This window comes from Alteromonas gracilis, assembly GCF_002993325.1.
Taxonomy (GTDB): Bacteria; Pseudomonadota; Gammaproteobacteria; order Enterobacterales; family Alteromonadaceae; genus Alteromonas; species Alteromonas gracilis.
Genome location: NZ_PVNO01000031.1, coordinates 441746 through 461029, shown reverse-complemented (window position 1 = coordinate 461029; position 19284 = coordinate 441746). Strand labels below are relative to the sequence as shown.

14 protein-coding genes and 1 tRNA gene are annotated in these 19284 nt (G+C 45.5%); all 15 read right to left on the bottom strand.

The window, feature by feature from the left end:
* Positions 1–272 precede the first annotated feature (272 nt).
* Positions 273–1457: an elongation factor Tu gene (gene tuf / locus C6Y39_RS18660; RefSeq protein ID WP_105929799.1), complete on the bottom strand. Its 1185-nt coding sequence runs from the start codon at positions 1455–1457 to the stop codon at positions 273–275.
* Between the two features lie 63 nt (positions 1458–1520).
* Entirely contained in the window at positions 1521–3623 is a 2103-nt protein-coding gene (gene fusA, locus C6Y39_RS18655) for an elongation factor G (RefSeq protein WP_105932695.1), read from the bottom strand.
* Between the two features lie 27 nt (positions 3624–3650).
* Positions 3651–4121, bottom strand: a complete 471-nt coding sequence (rpsG, locus tag C6Y39_RS18650; RefSeq protein WP_014980519.1) for a 30S ribosomal protein S7 — start codon at positions 4119–4121, stop codon at positions 3651–3653.
* A gap of 75 nt (positions 4122–4196) precedes the next feature.
* Positions 4197–4571 (bottom strand): 30S ribosomal protein S12, encoded by a 375-nt coding sequence (gene rpsL, locus C6Y39_RS18645; RefSeq protein ID WP_014951037.1) that lies wholly within the window; start codon positions 4569–4571, stop codon positions 4197–4199.
* 310 nt (positions 4572–4881) lie between these two features.
* Positions 4882–9054 (bottom strand): DNA-directed RNA polymerase subunit beta', encoded by a 4173-nt coding sequence (rpoC, locus tag C6Y39_RS18640; RefSeq protein WP_105932694.1) that lies wholly within the window; start codon positions 9052–9054, stop codon positions 4882–4884.
* An 81-nt stretch (positions 9055–9135) separates the two neighbouring features.
* Positions 9136–13164 carry a DNA-directed RNA polymerase subunit beta gene (rpoB, locus tag C6Y39_RS18635; protein WP_105932693.1) on the bottom strand — a complete coding sequence of 1343 codons (4029 nt, stop codon included), beginning with the start codon at positions 13162–13164 and terminating at the stop codon, positions 9136–9138.
* 325 nt (positions 13165–13489) lie between these two features.
* Positions 13490–13864, bottom strand: coding sequence for a 50S ribosomal protein L7/L12 (gene rplL, locus C6Y39_RS18630; protein ID WP_105932692.1), 375 nt, complete (start codon positions 13862–13864; stop codon positions 13490–13492).
* Between the two features lie 57 nt (positions 13865–13921).
* On the bottom strand, positions 13922–14440 hold the full coding sequence (gene rplJ, locus C6Y39_RS18625; RefSeq protein ID WP_105932691.1) for a 50S ribosomal protein L10: 519 nt from the start codon (positions 14438–14440) through the stop codon (positions 13922–13924).
* 306 nt (positions 14441–14746) lie between these two features.
* The gene (gene rplA / locus C6Y39_RS18620) at positions 14747–15442 is read right to left on the bottom strand and encodes a 50S ribosomal protein L1 (RefSeq protein ID WP_105932690.1); all 696 of its coding nucleotides are present in this window, start codon (positions 15440–15442) and stop codon (positions 14747–14749) included.
* A gap of 4 nt (positions 15443–15446) precedes the next feature.
* Complete coding sequence (rplK, locus tag C6Y39_RS18615; protein ID WP_015068306.1) at positions 15447–15875, bottom strand: 50S ribosomal protein L11; 429 nt, start codon at positions 15873–15875, stop codon at positions 15447–15449.
* 462 nt (positions 15876–16337) lie between these two features.
* Complete coding sequence (locus C6Y39_RS18610; RefSeq protein WP_167390688.1) at positions 16338–17294, bottom strand: GGDEF domain-containing protein; 957 nt, start codon at positions 17292–17294, stop codon at positions 16338–16340.
* Positions 17278–17805: a methanogen output domain 1-containing protein gene (locus tag C6Y39_RS18605; RefSeq protein ID WP_105932688.1), complete on the bottom strand. Its 528-nt coding sequence runs from the start codon at positions 17803–17805 to the stop codon at positions 17278–17280. Before C6Y39_RS18605 ends, C6Y39_RS18610 begins: the two co-directional genes overlap by 17 nt.
* Positions 17806–18092: 287 nt before the next feature.
* Complete coding sequence (gene nusG, locus C6Y39_RS18600) at positions 18093–18644, bottom strand: transcription termination/antitermination protein NusG (protein ID WP_015068310.1); 552 nt, start codon at positions 18642–18644, stop codon at positions 18093–18095.
* Between the two features lie 4 nt (positions 18645–18648).
* Positions 18649–19026: a preprotein translocase subunit SecE gene (secE, locus tag C6Y39_RS18595; protein WP_105932687.1), complete on the bottom strand. Its 378-nt coding sequence runs from the start codon at positions 19024–19026 to the stop codon at positions 18649–18651.
* Positions 19027–19106: 80 nt separating this feature from the next.
* Positions 19107–19183: transfer RNA gene (locus C6Y39_RS18590), tRNA-Trp, on the bottom strand.
* Positions 19184–19284: the final 101 nt, after the last annotated feature.

Genomic DNA, 19284 nt, shown 5'->3' with positions numbered 1-19284 from the left:
ACGCCGCACGTATGCGGTGTCGGAGCTTTTACATAAAAGGTGAAATGTGCTCACGGCGTATTACTCCCTTCCTCCCCAAGCTTTTTGCTATGCCAAGCAAGGAGGGAGTAAAGCCCCATCAAAAACTCTCAGCAGCAGGGACGCTGCTGCGAAGCCGCCATGGATGGCTTCACGGCGTGTTTTTGATGGGGCTTCACTCCCGACCTAAAAATCGCAGGCATAAAAAAAGCGCACCTAAGTGCGCTTTTTTGGCTTGTGTTGCTAAGTCTAGATTAGTCTAGGATCTTAGATACAACACCAGCACCTACTGTACGACCACCTTCACGGATTGCGAAACGAAGACCTTCTTCCATCGCGATCGGAGCAATTAGCTCAACTTTGAATTTAAGGTTGTCACCAGGCATTACCATTTCTACGCCTTCTGGAAGCTCTACAGCACCAGTTACGTCAGTTGTACGGAAGTAGAACTGTGGACGGTAGCCTTTGAAGAATGGAGTATGACGGCCACCTTCATCTTTAGATAGTACGTATACTTCTGCTTCGAAGTTAACGTGTGGCGTGATTGAACCAGGCTTAGCTAGTACTTGACCACGTTCAACTTCATCACGCTTAGTACCACGTAGAAGAACACCAACGTTCTCACCCGCACGGCCTTCGTCAAGAAGCTTACGGAACATCTCAACACCAGTACAAGTCGTCTTAGTCGTATCTTTGATACCTACGATTTCTACTTCTTCACCAACTTTAACGATACCTTGCTCAACACGACCAGTTACAACAGTACCACGGCCTGAGATTGAGAATACGTCTTCGATTGGAAGGATGAACGGCTTGTCGATTGCACGCTCTGGCTCTGGGATGTATGAATCAAGCGCTTCACCAAGCTCAAGAATTTTCTTTTCCCACTCTGGGTCGCCTTCAAGCGCTTTAAGCGCTGAACCTTGGATAACTGGTAGGTCATCACCTGGGAATTCGTATTCGTTAAGAAGTTCACGAACTTCCATTTCTACTAGCTCTAGAAGTTCTTCATCATCAACCATGTCACACTTGTTCATGAATACGATGATGTAAGGAATACCAACCTGACGACCAAGTAGGATGTGCTCACGAGTCTGTGGCATAGGGCCATCAGTCGCAGCTACTACTAGGATACCACCGTCCATCTGAGCAGCACCAGTGATCATGTTTTTAACGTAATCAGCGTGTCCTGGGCAGTCTACGTGCGCGTAGTGACGAGTAGGAGTGTCATATTCTACGTGTGAAGTAGAAATGGTGATACCACGAGCTTTCTCTTCAGGCGCGTTATCGATTTGATCGAAAGCCTGAGCAGAACCGCCGTAAGTTTTAGAAAGAACTGTAGTGATAGCTGCAGTTAGGGTAGTTTTACCGTGGTCAACGTGGCCGATTGTACCCACGTTTACGTGGGGTTTCGTACGTTCAAACTTTTCTTTTGCCATTTTTCTCGTTTCCTAAGTTAAAAGTCCGACCCACCAATAGACCGGACCGAACCTTCATTTAGATTAAGTTCTAGATTCTATAATAGCCTGCGCCACATTGTTAGGCGCCTCAGAATAATTGAAGAACTCCATTGAGTATGAAGCACGACCTTGTGTTTGTGAACGCAAATCAGTTGCGTAGCCAAACATTTCTGAAAGCGGCACTTTTGCACGTATTATTTTAACACCTGCGACACCATCTTCCATACCTTCGATCATGCCGCGGCGACGATTAATATCGCCAACTACATCACCCATCCAGTCTTCTGGAGTAGTTACTTCAACTTTCATTGTGGGTTCAAGCAACACCGGATTTGCTTCTGCGGCGCCTTTTTTGAAACCCATAGAGCCGGCGATCTTAAACGCCATTTCAGAAGAGTCAACATCGTGATATGAACCGTCGAACAACGTTACCTTTACATCAAGTACTGGAAACCCTGCTAGAACACCACTTCGCATCTGCTCCTGAATTCCTTTATCGACCGCTGGGATGAACTCTTTTGGTACCACACCACCGACGATTTCGTTTACAAATTCGTAGCCTGAACCCTCTTCCTGAGGTTCAATACGTAGCCAAACATGACCGAATTGGCCACGGCCGCCTGACTGACGAACAAACTTCCCTTCCACTTCAACGGATTTACGAAGGGTTTCGCGATAGGCAACCTGAGGGTTACCTACGTTACATTCAACTTTGAACTCACGCTTCATGCGGTCGACAATGATATCAAGGTGAAGTTCACCCATACCTGAGATAATTGTCTGCCCCGTCTCGTCGTCCGTCTTAACTTTAAACGACGGATCTTCTGCCGCAAGCTTACTTAGGGCCATACCCATTTTTTCTTGGTCAGCTTGTGACTTAGGCTCTACCGCAATAGAAATTACCGGTTCTGGGAAATCCATACGCTCCAGTGTAATCACATGATTAGGATCACAAAGCGTATCGCCGGTGGTTACATCTTTTAGACCAATGGCCGCAGCAATATCGCCCGCGCGAACTTCTTTAAGTTCTTCACGGTCTTTTGCATGCATCTGCACGATACGACCGAAGCGCTCACGCTTGCCCTTAACAGGGTTATATACCGTGTCGCCCGTGTTGACTACACCAGAGTAGCAACGGAAGAACGTTAGCGTCCCTACAAAAGGGTCGGTCGCTATTTTAAATGCTAGTGCTGAGAACGGTTCGTCGTCGCTTGAGTGACGCTCAGCTTCCGTCTCGTCTTTATCGTCAAGCACACCCGTGATGGCCTTAACTTCCGTAGGAGACGGAAGATAATGAACAACGGAGTCTAGCACAGCCTGAACACCTTTGTTTTTGAAAGCACTGCCACAAGTGGCAAGAACAATTTCGTTGTTCAGCGTACGCTTACGAAGACCTAAACGGATCTCTTCCTCAGAAAGCTCTTCACCTTCCAAGTATTTGTTCATTAACTCATCAGATGCCTCTGCAGCCGCTTCAATCATCTCGGTGCGGTACTGTTCAGCGGTATCTAGATATTCAGCCGGAATGTCTTCATAGGTAAATGTCATACCCATGTCTTCTTCATTCCAGTTGATGGCTTTCATCTTCACAAGGTCGATGACGCCATGGAAATTCTCTTCAGCGCCCATGTTGATTTGAATCGGAACACAGTTTGCGCCTAAACGTTTGCGAATTTGACCCACAACACGTTCAAAATCAGCGCCAGCCCGGTCCATCTTATTAACGAACACAAGGCGTGGCACTTGATATTTGTCAGCCTGTCGCCAGACTGTCTCTGATTGAGGTTCTACCCCAGAAGACCCACAGAATACAACTACGGCACCGTCTAGTACACGCAATGAACGCTCTACTTCGATAGTAAAGTCAACGTGTCCAGGGGTGTCGATGATGTTGATCCTGTGTTGTTCGAACTGTTGCTCCATACCAGACCAGAAACACGTCGTCGCAGCAGACGTGATAGTAATACCACGCTCCTGCTCTTGTTCCATCCAGTCCATGGTAGCAGCACCATCGTGCACTTCACCGATTTTGTGAGACAGTCCTGTATAAAACAGAACACGCTCTGTGGTCGTGGTTTTACCCGCGTCCACGTGAGCCACAATACCAATATTGCGATAACGCTCAATCGAGGTCTTACGAGGCATAAATCTCTCTCAGTTATATTACGTTGATTACCAACGGTAATGAGCAAACGCTTTGTTTGCTTCGGCCATACGGTGAACGTCTTCACGTTTCTTAACCGCTGAACCTTTGTTGTCTGCTGCGTCTAACATCTCAGCCGCTAGGCGTTGTGCCATAGACTTTTCGCCACGTTTACGTGCAGCTTCTACCATCCAACGCATACCTAGCGCGTTACGACGAACTGGACGTACTTCAACTGGAACCTGATAAGTTGAACCACCAACACGACGAGACTTAACCTCTACTGTTGGGCGGATATTATCAAGTGCTTCCTCGAAGATATCTAGGTGTGCTTTGCCGGTTTTTTCAGCAACAATATCAAGCGCACCGTAAACGATTCTTTCAGCGACTGACTTTTTGCCGTCGAGCATTACGACATTCATGAATTTCGCAAGCAGTTGTGAACCAAATTTTGGCTCTGGTAGGATTTTACGTTGACCTACGACTCTTCTTCTTGGCATCTTCTATTCTCCGTATGAATTCAGGGAAAACCCAAAACTCTTAAACTTCAGTTTGGCCTTACTAACGGAGAACCGTTATGACTTAGGCTTCTTCGCGCCGTACTTAGAACGGGCTTGTTTACGATCGTTTACACCTGCGCAGTCAAGAGTACCGCGAACTGTGTGATAACGAACACCTGGTAGATCTTTAACACGACCACCACGGATAAGTACTACACTGTGCTCTTGTAGGTTGTGACCTTCACCACCGATATATGAAGAAACTTCAAAACCGTTAGTTAGACGTACACGACATACTTTACGTAGTGCAGAGTTTGGTTTCTTAGGCGTAGTAGTATATACACGAGTACATACACCACGTCTTTGTGGACAAGCTTGTAGAGCAGCTACGTTGCTTTTTTCAACGGGCTTTCTACGCGGCTTGCGCACTAACTGGTTAACTGTTGCCATTAACTAGCTCCTGATTAAAAACTACGAAAACCCAATCACTATGATTGGGTCCATATTAATGCGATTAAATGTTTAATCGCTCTACTTTGTGAACATTGTGCTCGTCAATATTCACTGAGCGCTGATACAAAAAACCGCGACCGTTTATCGAGCCACTTGATGGCTATCCAAAATCGGGTCGCGGAATATTAAAGATCATCGCCCTGACTGTCAAGGTGTACAAAGGTTAAGCAGTTAATTTATCTGCAATCTGTCAGCCTGACATGCCAATATGTTAGGAGTACGTTAACGTACTCCTATGATCTTTGCCTTATTCGGCAGTATCTTCGTCTGCACCGGCATTAAGCGCTTCGGTTAGTGCCTGTTCTGCCTCAGCAGCTGAAACTGACATTTCTTCGATTTGCTCTTTGCGACGTTGTGCACGGCGTTCATGGTAAGCGAAACCTGTACCTGCTGGAATCAGACGACCAACGATTACGTTTTCTTTCAGACCGCGTAGGTCATCTTCTTTACCTTGAACCGCAGCTTCAGTTAGAACACGTGTTGTTTCTTGGAACGATGCTGCTGAGATAAATGACTCAGTAGACAGTGACGCTTTAGTGATACCAAGCAGCTGTGTTTCATACTGCGCTGGGATCTTGCCGTGTTTTTCAATTTCACGGTTCGCCACTTTAACGTTCGATACTTCAACCTGTTCGCCTTCAAGGAACTGCGTATCGCCTGGGTGCGTGATAACACACTTACGTAGCATCTGTCGAATAACTACTTCGATGTGCTTATCGTTAATCTTAACACCCTGTAGACGATAAACTTCCTGAACTTCGTTCACGATGTAGTTGGCTACTGCTGAAATACCACGTAACCGTAGGATATCGTGCGGAGACTCTGGACCATCAGCGATAACTTCGCCTTTTTCCACTTTCTCACCTTCGAATACGTTAAGCTGACGCCACTTAGGAATCATCTCTTCGTATGCGTCCCCCTCAGCAGGTGTAATCACAAGACGCTTCTTACCTTTGGTCTCTTTACCGAAGCCAATAGTACCTGAGATTTCTGCAAGAATAGCAGGCTCTTTAGGCTTACGTGCTTCAAACAAGTCCGCAACGCGCGGTAGACCACCCGTGATATCACGAGTCTTCGAACTTTCCTGAGGAATACGTGCTAACACGTCACCTTCATTCGCCACTTTGCCTTCTTTCGCTTCAATTGTTGTGAAGCTTGGCAGACGAATTTCTTGAAGACCGAACTCGTCGCTTTCAAGAATTAGCTTAGGCTCTTTAGAGTTAACTTTCGCAAGGTCTTTAACAACAATACGTGTTAAACCAGTAAGCTCGTCTTGCTGCATTTCGGTGTTAGAGTCATCAATGTCTGCGAAGCTAATCTTAGCTGCACGTTCAGTGATGATTGGGTGACTATGCGGATCCCAGTTAGCAACAACGTCGCCAGCTGCAATTGATGCACCGTCATCCACGCTAAGCACAGCACCGTAAGGTACTTTATAGCGCTCTTTCTCACGGCCTTGCTCGTCGATAACAGTAAGTTCTGTTGAACGAGAAACGATAACCACTTTGCTGTCAGAGTTACGTACGAATTTCGCGTTGTGCAGCTTAAGGCTACCCGCAGTCTTAACTTGTACGCTGTTCTCAGCAGATGCTCTTGATGCCGCACCACCGATGTGGAATGTACGCATGGTAAGCTGTGTACCTGGTTCACCGATTGACTGTGCTGCAATAACACCAACCGATTCGCCGCTTCCCACCATGTGACCACGTGCAAGGTCACGACCGTAACACTTAGCACATACGCCGAAGTCATTGTCACAGGTGATAACCGAGCGTACTTGAATTTGGTCTATTGAGTTAGCTTCAAGCATGTCTACTAGTGCTTCGTCTAGCAGAACATTACGCTCAACAAGTACTTCGTTAGTACCAGGCTTAAGCACGTCTTCTGCTACAACACGACCAAGTACACGCTCACGTAGCGGCTCAACAACGTCTCCACCTTCGATTAGCGGTGTCATTGTTACACCTTCGAATGTGCCACAGTCGTCATTAGTGATAACCAAATCTTGCGCAACATCTACTAGACGACGGGTTAGGTAACCCGAGTTAGCCGTTTTAAGTGCAGTATCCGCTAGACCTTTACGCGCACCGTGAGTAGAGATGAAGTACTGTAGTACGTTCAGACCTTCACGGAAGTTCGCCGTAATTGGGGTTTCGATGATTGAGCCATCTGGTTTAGCCATCAGACCACGCATACCTGCAAGCTGACGAATCTGAGCGGCACTACCACGAGCACCCGAGTCGGCCATCATATAAACAGAGTTAAATGATGTCTGCTCTTCTTCTTCGCCATCGCGGTTAATTACGATGTCAGTCTTAAGGTTATCCATCATGGCCTTAGCAACTTTTTCGTTGGCATTTGACCAGATATCGATAACTTTGTTGTAACGCTCACCCGCGGTAACAAGACCGTTTTGGAACTGTTCCTGAATTTCGATAACTTCTGCTTCCGCCGCGTCGATAATCTCTTTCTTCGCTTCTGGAATAACCATATCGTCGATACCAACAGATGCACCCGCGATCATCGCGTAGTGGAAACCAGTATACATGATTTGGTCAGCAGCAATTACTGTGTCTTTCAGACCTAGCGTACGGTAACAAGCATTCAATAGTCTTGAAATTTGCTTCTTGCCCATCGCTTGGTTAATGATTTCAAACGGCAGACCCTTTGGAAGGATCAACGAGAAAATCGCACGACCAACGGTAGTGTCAGTTAGCGTTACTTTTTCAGTTTTGTTGCCATCTTCATCGATGTCATATTCAGTAATACGTACTTTAACGCGAGAGTGAAGCTCAGCATTACCTGTGCGGTAAGCTTTTTCTGCTTCATTCGGGCTGGTAAATACCATGCCTTCGCCTAAGCCGTTTACTTTGTCACGCGTTAGGTAGTAAAGACCTAATACAACGTCCTGTGAAGGTACGATGATTGGCTCACCATTCGCAGGTGACAGAATGTTGTTCGTTGACATCATAAGTGCACGTGCTTCTAACTGTGCTTCGATTGTCAACGGAACGTGTACAGCCATTTGGTCACCATCGAAGTCAGCGTTATACGCCGCACACACTAGCGGGTGAAGCTGAATCGCTTTACCTTCGATTAGTGTTGGTTCGAATGCTTGGATACCCAAACGGTGAAGTGTAGGTGCACGGTTAAGTAGTACCGGGTGTTCGCGGATAACGTCGTCTAGTACGTCCCAAACCTCCGGAGCTTCGCGCTCTACAAGCTTCTTAGCTGCTTTGATTGTTGTCGCAAGACCACGTGCTTCAAGCTTACCGTAGATAAACGGTTTAAATAGCTCAAGTGCCATCTTCTTAGGAAGACCACACTGGTGAAGACGTAGCGTTGGACCAACGGTAATTACAGAACGGCCTGAGTAGTCAACACGCTTACCAAGAAGGTTTTGACGGAAACGACCTTGCTTACCTTTGATCATGTCTGCAAGCGACTTAAGTGGACGCTTGTTAGAACCGGTAATCGCGCGACCACGACGTCCGTTATCTAGTAGCGCATCAACAGACTCTTGAAGCATACGCTTTTCGTTGCGTACGATAATGTCTGGAGCAGCAAGGTCTAGAAGACGCTTAAGACGGTTGTTACGGTTAATTACACGACGGTAAAGGTCGTTAAGGTCAGACGTTGCAAAACGGCCGCCATCTAGTGGTACTAGTGGACGTAAGTCTGGCGGAAGAACCGGCAGAACTGTCATTATCATCCACTCTGGCTTGTTACCAGACTGTTGGAATGACTCAAGCAACTTAAGACGCTTAGTAATTTTCTTACGCTTAGTTTCAGAGTTGATTGAAGGCAGCTCTTCACGCATAGCAGCTACGTCTGCGTCCACGTCTAACGCCTTAAGAAGGTCGAATATTGCTTCAGCACCCATCTTCGCATCAAACTCATCACCGTGCTCTTCAAGTGCATCCAAGTATTCTTCTTCGTTCAGAAGTTGACTGCGTTCAAGCGTCGTCATACCTGGCTCTGTAACCACGTATGATTCGAAATAAAGAACACGTTCAATATCACGAAGCGTCATATCAAGCATTAGACCGATACGAGACGGAAGTGATTTAAGGAACCAAATATGCGCAACCGGGCTTGCTAGCTCGATGTGACCCATACGCTCACGACGTACTTTGGTCAGTGTAACTTCAACGCCACACTTCTCACAGATAACACCACGGTGCTTAAGGCGCTTGTACTTACCGCAAAGACACTCGTAGTCTTTAACCGGACCAAAGATACGCGCACAGAACAGACCGTCACGCTCAGGTTTGAACGTACGGTAGTTAATTGTTTCAGGCTTTTTAACTTCACCAAATGACCATGAACGAATCATGTCAGGTGAAGACAGACCGATTCGAATATTATCGAATTCTTCGGTCTTGTTTTGTTGCTTTAGAAACTTTAATAAGTCTTTCACATTACTCTCCCAGCGGAGTCAGTCTCTAGAACCCGGCGCAAGCGCCGGGCCATCTCATAACATTACGCGGCGATTGCCGTATTACTTTTCTTCAAGCTCGATGTTGATACCCAACGAGCGAATTTCTTTAAGTAGTACGTTGAATGACTCTGGCATGCCAGGTTCCATTCTGTGGTCGCCATCGACGATGTTCTTGTACATCTTGGTACGGCCGTTAACGTCATCTGACTTAACGGTAAGCATTTCCTGAAGGGTATATGCTGCACCGTATGCTTCAAGTGCCCACACTTCCATCTCACCGAAGCGCTGACCACCAAACTGTGCTTTACCACCAAGAGGTTGCTGTGTAACAAGGCTGTAAGAACCCGTAGAACGCGCGTGCATTTTATCGTCTACTAAGTGGTTCAGTTTCAGCATGTACATGTAACCAACCGTTACTGGACGCTCAAATTCGCGACCGGTACGACCGTCAAACAAAGTAATCTGACCGCTTTCTGGAATATCAGCAAGCTTCAGCATTTCTTTGATTTCAGATTCACGAGCACCATCGAATACAGGTGTTGCTACAGGTACACCCTTACGAAGGTTTTCTGCCAAGCGGCGAACTTCGTGGTCAGTGAAGCTATCGATGTCGACTTCTTGATGATTCTCACCAAGCTCGTACACCTTCTTCAAGAACTCACGCAATTCAGCCAGCTCACGCTGCTCTTTAATCATGCGGTCAATCTTCACACCAAGACCGTGTGCAGCCATACCCAAGTGAGTTTCTAGGATCTGACCGATGTTCATACGAGACGGTACACCTAGTGGGTTTAGAACGATATCTACCGGCGTGCCGTCAGCATCGTATGGCATGTCTTCTACAGGCTGGATAGTCGAGATAACACCTTTGTTACCGTGACGTCCCGCCATTTTATCACCCGGTTGGATGTGACGCTTAACTGCAAGGTAAACCTTAACAATCTTAAGTACGCCAGGCGCTAGGTCATCACCTTGCGTGATCTTACGACGCTTAGTTTCAAACTTCTTATCGAAGTCAGCTTTAATTTCAGCGTGTTGATCAGCGATTTGGTCTAGCTCTAGCTGAGCATCTTCGCTGTTAAGTGCAATTTCAAACCACTTTTCACGGGGTAGGCTGTCAAGCTTAGCTTGGTCAACGCCAGCGCGTAACAATGCAGTTTGTGCACGACTAAAGATACCGTCTGCAAGAATTTCGAACTCGTCGGTAAGGTCTTTCTTAACCTGACGCAACTGCATATCTTCAATTTCTAGCGCTCGCTTGTCTTTCTCTACACCATCACGGGTAAATACTTGAACATCGATAACGGTACCGTGAACAGAGTTAGGTACACGTAGAGACGTATCTTTAACGTCAGACGCTTTTTCACCGAAGATTGCACGTAGTAGTTTTTCTTCTGGCGTAAGCTGAGTTTCACCTTTAGGCGTTACTTTACCTACTAAGATATCACCGCCTTTCACTTCCGCACCGATGTAAACAACACCTGATTCATCAAGCTTGCTTAGTGCAGATTCGCCCACGTTCGGGATATCAGAAGAAATTTCTTCTGGCCCAAGCTTAGTATCACGAGCGATACAGCTAAGCTCTTGAATGTGGATAGTGGTGAAACGGTCTTCCTGTGCTACACGCTCAGAAATAAGGATTGAATCCTCAAAGTTGTAACCATTCCAAGGCATGAACGCGATACGCATATTCTGGCCAAGTGCAAGGTCACCTAGGTCTGTTGAAGGACCGTCAGCTAGTACATCACCTGCAACAATCGGGTCGCCAACGTTACATGTAGGCTTCTGATTGATACACGTGTTTTGGTTAGAACGTGTGTACTTAGTCAGGTTGTAGATATCGATACCTGCTTCACCTGGAAGCATTTCATCTTCGTCTACCTTGATAACGATACGGCTGGCATCTACGTAATCAACCACACCACCACGCTTAGCAACTACAGTAACACCTGAGTCAACCGCGATGGTTCTTTCCATACCGGTACCAACTAACGGCTTATCAGCACGTAGTGTAGGTACTGCCTGACGTTGCATGTTCGCACCCATTAGTGCACGGTTCGCATCATCGTGCTCTAGGAATGGGATAATGCTTGCAGCAATTGAAACGATTTGCTGTGGCGAAACGTCCATGTACTTGATGTCTTCAGTCGGCATCAAAGTAGTTTCACCACGGTGACGACATGGGATTAGGTCGTCTACTAATTCGCCGTTCTCAGTTAACGCAATGTTAGCCTGAGCGATTGCGAATTGACCTTCTTCAATTGCAGATAAGTAATCGATTTCGTCTGTTACCACACCGTCAACAATGCGACGGAAAGGTGTTTCAAGGAAACCAAAGTCATTGGTGCGCGCGAAGCTTGCCAATGAGTTGATAAGACCGATGTTCGGGCCTTCAGGCGTTTCGATTGGACATAGACGACCATAGTGAGTCGGGTGTACGTCTCGAACCTCGAAGCCTGCACGTTCACGTGTTAGACCACCCGGGCCTAATGCAGAAATACGACGCTTGTGCGTTACTTCTGATAGCGGGTTGTTTTGGTCCATGAACTGAGAAAGCTGAGATGAACCGAAGAACTCTTTAACCGCAGCCGAAATAGGCTTAGCGTTAATAAGATCCTGAGGCATCACGTTGTCCAGATCACCTAAGCTTAGGCGCTCCTTCACTGCACGTTCTACACGTACAAGACCAACACGGAACTGGTTCTCTGCCATTTCACCTACAGAACGAATACGACGGTTTCCAAGGTGATCGATATCATCAACTTCATCTTTACCGTCACGAATCATTATTAACTGCTTCATTACAGAAATAATGTCTTCTTTATCTAATGTACCCGAACCGATAAGCTCTTCACGACCTAAACGGCGGTTGAACTTCATACGACCAACAGAAGAAAGGTCATAACGTTCTTCAGAGAAGAACAAGTTATCGAACAAGGTTTCTGCTGCATCTTTAGTCGGTGGCTCACCAGGACGCATCATACGATAGATTTCAACTAGCGCTTCGAGGCGGTTAGTTGAAGAATCGATACGCAGTGTGTCTGAAATGTATGAACCGTGGTCTAACTCATTGATGTAAAGTGTTTCGAACTCTTTAATACCCGCTTGGCTAAGCGCCGCTAGGTTTTCCAAAGTTAGTTCATCATTAGCAGTTACTATCACTTCGCCGGTGTCTTCGTTTACATAAGTAGCAGCAAACACGCGGCCGATTAGGTAATCTGCCGGAACTTCAAGTTCTGTAAGACCCGCTTTTTCAAGTGCACGAGTGTGACGTGCCGAGATACGACGACCTGACTCAACAACGACATTTCCTTCGCCATCAATGATATCGAACTGAGCCGTTTCACCACGAAGGCGATCCGGAACCACTTCCATCATCAGCTTGTCTTTGCTGATACGCACATTAACTTTTTCGAAGAAGGTGTCTAGAATCTCTTCAGACGTCATCTCCAACGCACGTAGAATAATAGTTGCTGGCAACTTACGACGGCGGTCAATACGTACAAACAGGTTATCTTTCGGGTCAAACTCAAAGTCTAACCACGAACCACGGTAAGGGATTACACGTGCGTTATATAGCACTTTACCTGACGAGTGGGTTTTACCTTTGTCATGATCAAAGAATACACCAGGTGAACGGTGCAGCTGTGACACGATAACACGCTCTGTACCATTGATAACGAACGTACCGTTCTCTGTCATCAACGGGATTTCGCCCATGTACACTTCTTGTTCTTTAATATCTTTTACGGTACCTGGGGCAGCGTCTTTATCGAACAACACTAACCGTAGTTTTACTCTTAACGGAGCAGAGAAAGTTACGCCACGAATTTGACATTCTTTAACGTCGAAAACGGGCTCTCCCAGGCGGTAGCTTACATACTGAAGCTCTGAACTACCTGAGTAGCTTTTAATTGGAAAAACGGAACGAAATGCTGCTTCCAAACCGTATTGAGCATCTGCGTCGATCTCAATAAACTTTTTGAAAGAATCAAGCTGAATTGAAAGAAGGTATGGAATTTCCAATACCTGTGGGCGTTTGCCAAAATCCTTACGGATACGTTTCTTTTCGCTATAAGAGTAAACCATGGGTTCCTCAGCCTGCTGATTTATGACCCAACCTGCTGCAAAATGCTTTAAAACGCGTGCTATGGGCTAAAAGCTGCGTTTCAAATGGCGCACTAAGCAACAAACTTCCACAACCCTTTTTCGGGCAGATACACCAGCATACAACAAAATTTAACCAATTATTAGTTAACTTGTTGGATTTTTATGCTTTTTATGGGTATGTCCGATTGGCGCTTTTACGTAATGTAGTCAGGGTTAGAATCTACACACTATACAGCGCAAAAAGGCTGGTGGTTCAAAAAACCACCAGCCTTGCCGTCTCAGGCAATAATCTGACTAAGTCAGATTACTTGATTTCTACTGCTGCACCAGCTTCTTCAAGCTCTTTCTTAAGTGCTTCAGCTTCATCTTTGCTTACGCCTTCTTTGATAGCTTTAGGAGCAGATTCAACTACTTCTTTAGCTTCTTTAAGACCTAGGCCAGTCGCGCCGCGAACTGCTTTGATAACTGCAACTTTGTTAGCGCCGAATGAAGTCATTACAACGTCGAACTCAGTTTGTTCTTCAGCAGCAGCTGCTTCACCAGCTACAGCAGGACCAGCAACAGCAACAGCTGCAGCAGATACGTTGAATTTTTCTTCAGCCGCTTCGATAAGTTCAACCAGTTCCATTACCGGCATTTCAGCGATTGCGTTTAAGATATCTTCTTTAGTTAGAGCCATGTTCTCTAAACTCCTGGGTATAAAATGTTAAAAAAATCAATATGCCAAAAACGCCAATTACTTGGTGTCTTTGACCGCCGCCAATACGCGCACAAACTTGCCAGGAACTTCGTTGATTGTTTGAACGAATTTCCCAACTGGTGCTTTGAAGGTTGCAAGTAGTTTCGCAAGCGCTTCGTCGCGGGTAGGTAGTGCTGCAACTGCGTCCAATTTCTCTGGACCAAGAAGACCGCTACCAATTGAAAGTGCAGTAACTTTAAGCTTATCGTTAGTCTTACCGAAGTCTTTGAAAAGACGTGCCGCACCGCCTGGTGCGTCGATAGAGAAACCATAGATAAGCGGACCAGTTAAGGCGCTATCTAAGTCTGCAAATTGACTGTCGGCTAGAGCGCGTTTTGCAAGAGTATTACGTACAACTTTTAGGTATACGCCTTGCTCACGAGCTTTAACACGTAGGTCAGTCAGTTCACTAACTTCCATCCCACGGTATTCAGCAACGGCTACGGATAGAGCGCGAGACGCAACATCAGAAATTTCTGCTACGATCTCTTTTTTTGCTGCTAAACCTAGTGCCACTGAGTTCACCTCTTTGTATCTGACTTTGTTTGTAGTTAACTACTCACGCCATCAGGGTTCACAGATTGATACCAACCCTCATGGTTGATACCGCTCTACGGTGTTTGTTACCCCAGAGAGTCTGAGTCAAACCACCGTCTGCGCAGGTTGTTGTATTAAGCAGTGTGTTGACTGTGAAAGTTCTCTTACCTCTTTCACCACACCGCACCTGCGGTCTTGGACGGGAGCTGCTTATTAGCACTGCTAATTTACACAGCTCCAACCCATAACCTTTAAGAGATTTCGATGAGCCTATGCTCAGCGAAATTAAAGACCTACAGAAGCCTTATCAAGAGCAACACCAGCACCCATTGTAGTGCTTAGGCTGATCTTCTTGATATATGTACCTTTAGCAGAAGAAGGCTTAGCTTTCTTCAGTGCTTCAAGTAACGCTTCAAGGTTTTCTTGAATTTGGTTCGCTTCGAACGCAATCTTACCGATGCTAGCATGGATTATACCGTTCTTATCGTTACGGTAGCGTACCTGACCAGCTTTAGCGTTCTTAACTGCCGTTGCAACGTCAGGCGTTACAGTGCCAGTTTTAGGGTTAGGCATAAGGCCACGTGGACCTAGAATTTGACCAAGCTGACCAACAACACGCATTGCGTCTGGGCTAGCAACTACTACGTCAAAGTTCATTTCGCCTTTCTTAACTTGCTCAGCTAGGTCGTCCATACCAACGATGTCCGCACCCGCTTCTTTAGCAGCTTCAGCATTTGCACCTTGAGTGAATACTGCAACGCGAACGTCTTTACCAGTGCCGTTAGGTAGTACAGTTGCACCACGAACGTTTTGGTCAGATTTCTTCGCATCGATACCAAGGTTAACAGATACGTCAACGCTTTCTGCGAACTTAGCTGTTGCTAGTTCTTTAAGAAGCGCTACTGCTTCATTGATTTCGTACTCTTTGCTTGAATCTACTTTTTCGCGGATCAGGCGAGCGCGTTTAGTTAATTTAGCCATTCGATTAGTCCTCTACGTTCAAGCCCATTGAGCGAGCAGAACCCGCGATAGTACGTACCGCTGCATCTAAGTCAGCTGCAGTAAGGTCTGGCTCTTTAGTTTTAGCAATCTCTTCCAACTGAGCGCGAGTAACAGTACCCACTTTTTCAGTGTTAGGACGACCAGAACCGCTCTTGATGCCAGCTGCTTTCTTAAGCAGGTAAGACGCAGGAGGAGTCTTTGTTTCGAACGTGAAAGAACGATCTTCGTATACCGTAATTTCTACTGGTACCGGAGCGCCTTTCTCAAGACTTTCTGTTTTCGCGTTGAAAGCCTTACAGAATTCCATGATGTTCACACCGTGCTGACCTAGTGCAGGACCAACCGGTGGACTTGGGTTAGCAGCGCCAGCTGCAACCTGAAGCTTAATAATACCGCTTACTTTTTTAGCCATTTTACATGCTCTCTTGTTTGGGTCTAACGCCTCGCAAATACAGAGATTATTTGCTCAATCGGCTTCCCGTTTCCGTTTAAAAGGGCGCGCATTATATAAGGTGATTAATTACTATGCAAGGGCTATTTAGAATAAAAAACCATCGAAAGGTCAGTATTTTTGCGCTGTCGCCTTTTCATTGGCAATGAGATGCGAAGAGTACTCCCTTCAAGACTAAAATGTTTAAAGTATTGTTCTTTGGAAAGCAACTTTTGGCCTTTACAGGACATTAATCAATTTGCAGGTGATTGAGAAGTAAGTTGCTGCGTATTTAGCAAGATAAAAGTGAATAGTCATTCTTTACACAGTTAAAGTTCATTGTTGGCGTGCGGTCTCTTCAGTTAAAACCTATCACTTAGAGTCTGTAGACAATTTGAAATGGCTTCCACTACATCTATGAACTTTGGCGATTTCCCTTTAGTTTCATGTGTACTTGATAAATTGATCACGCCCATTGCTCTTTGCTTTGTAAAGCGCCTTATCAGCTTTGGCTATGGCATCTTCAGGCGATAAAGCCGTTGATAGTGAGCAGTACCCAGCGCTGGCGGTCATTCTAAGAGTTTCTCCACTGGTTTTAACTACACTATCTCGTAATTTTTTCATTGCTCTAGAGAGAAACAGCGCCGCTTCATCTTCTGTACAGTTGCTAAGAATCACCATAAACTCTTCTCCCCCCCAGCGGCCTACAATATCGGCAGCACGAGCCTCACCTTCTAGACAAGATGCAAATACTCTCAACGCCATATCACCAGAGTCATGACCATACACATCGTTAATTTTTTTGAAGTGGTCTATGTCAAAAAGGACTATTACTGCATCTTCGCTACTTCTTTTCGTTGAATGCCATTGATATTCTAGAAAAGTGTTTAAAAAACGGCGGTTCTTCAACCCTGTTAGTTCATCTGTTGTTGCTTTGAGGGAGGCAATACGTGCTTTTCTAGCGTGATTAAGCTCAGCCTTTTGCATCTCCTTCAAGCGGGACGTGATTTTAAGTAAATGTTCATCAAGCTGCACAAGCATTGCCGCTGGTAATCCAGACTCTTTATAACGCAGCGCGGATATATAGCCTGGTACGCTTTTTTGAACACCGCAACTGTCAAGTTCCAACTTCAACTTAACAGGGAATAAACCAGTTCTCTTTGTAGCTATTGTCGCTACTTCCAGAATATTCTCAGTATCGTAGACAGTAGATGTGAGGCAAAAAATTTGTTGAATATTGTCTTTGGTAATGACTTTTGGCACTTTAGAGTAAAATTGGCGATTGTAATTGAGTATCTCTCCATCCATGGCCGCTATAACAGCAGGCTCAGTAATATTGTCCAGTAAAGAACGAAGACTCACATCGTCAACCATCTTGGCGTGGTCAACTGAAATACTCATTAAGTCCTCCCATATCATCGCTCTTTGGCTCTAAATGAATAACTATGTGGCAGTGGCCATCTCCATTTGCAATCGTCTTTTTCAATTCAACAGCGGCATACGAAAATTCCGTTGACACAATTTTTCCAAAGACATTCGCCGTCATTGAGCAAAGCGGACGTTTGCCCACGACATTTACACCAAATGGACATTTGGTATTGAGCAAAACAATAGCATTTTCAGAAACCTCAGATACCCGAAACCGTCCCCCTATTCTTCGCTTTAAATCAACTAAAACATGGGCAATAGTATCTAAAGTCATGGCCTCATCATTTATCTCAACCTTGTATTTGTTGTACAGCAGCTCTCCCACTTTATCAGCAACCATACCGATGAAACTTTTCGACTCTTCATATCCAATAACGTCCTCTAAAAGCTTTTCAAGCTCCAGCAAGATAGTTTGATGAAATGAGCTAGCGTCAATATCAATATTTTTGCATGCTATTCGATTTGCAACATTTAGCTCTGTCATGTCCGCCCCTTAATTTATACTTTAGTTGTAGAGCATGATGGTTAAATAATCAACAACCAGATGTCGTAGTCCACGGTGTTTGAGTAATTAAGTGGGCTCGTTCTAATACAAAAAATGTGAGAAGAAGGTTATTCGCGCGTGGAAAACGCTATTTGCGAATATATCGCGGGGCAGTGGGCGTATCTCATCGTAGTGCTTAGGTCTATTACCCTAGGACAGACAAACGGAGAGCATAAAAAAAGCCCCTAGACAGGGGCTTTCAAATAAAATCATGATAGAGACAGGCTTTAGCCTTTCTCTACCTGACCAAATTCTAAATCTACTGGTGTAGAACGACCGAAGATAAGTACCGATACTTTTACGCGGCTCTTTTCGTAGTCTACTTCTTCTACCACACCGTTGAAGTCTGCAAATGGACCGTCTGTAACGCGAACCACTTCGCCAGGCTCGAACAATGTTTTTGGTCTTGGCTTATCAACATTTTCTTCAAGGCGATTTAGGATAGCGTCTGCTTCTTTTTGCGTAATTGGCATAGGACGATCTGACGTACCGCCGATGAAGCCCAATACGCGAGGAACGCTTTTCACTAAGTGCCATGACTCTTCGGTCATCGCCATTTCTACCAATACATAACCCGGGTAGAACTTACGCTCTGATTTACGCTTTTGACCTGCACGCATTTCAACGACTTCTTCTGTTGGTACTAGTACCTGACCGAAGTAGTCTTCCATGTTGTGCATTTTAATATATTCAAGCAGCGTCTTCTTAACGCGAGCTTCGTATTGCGAATAGGCTTGAACTACGTACCATCTTTTCTTTACTGCTTCTTCTTCAGACATACGTTTATGCTCCTATTCCAGTAATAAAGCCAACTACACGAACGATGATGCCGTCTAGTCCCCATAAAATTAGTGCCATAACTAACGTCGCTGCAAGTACGATAAGCGTAGTTTGGTTCGCCTCTTGACGGGTTGGCCATACTACTTTGCGAACTTCTATGCGAGACTCTTTAGCAAAGCTCAAGAAGGTACTACCTTTTTCGGTAGTTGCTGCGATGAAACCAGCTATACCAACTACTACTACAATCGCGATGGCACGGTATAGTACCGAGATCTCACCGTACATTGTGTTAGCGGTTACTAAACCGGCAAGCAGTGCAAAAACCACTACCCATTTAAACATGTCCAATGCATTGGACTGATTTTCCGTCTTTTCGCTCATGTTACGATCCTAGCACTACAGCGTCGTTGTTTTACGCACTTATTCAATGCGCAATTTAAAATTCTTCGTTTAAGTAAATTTGGCAGGGGTGGAGGGACTCGAACCCCCAACCATCGGTTTTGGAGACCGCTGTTCTACCAATTCGAACTACACCCCTGTGGTGTCTACATCACAAAATTTACTTACACTGCCCTTGGGAGTTGTGCGTCTTTTCTAAGGAAAGTGCGGTATCGCAAGGGAGGGACGCGTATTATACTT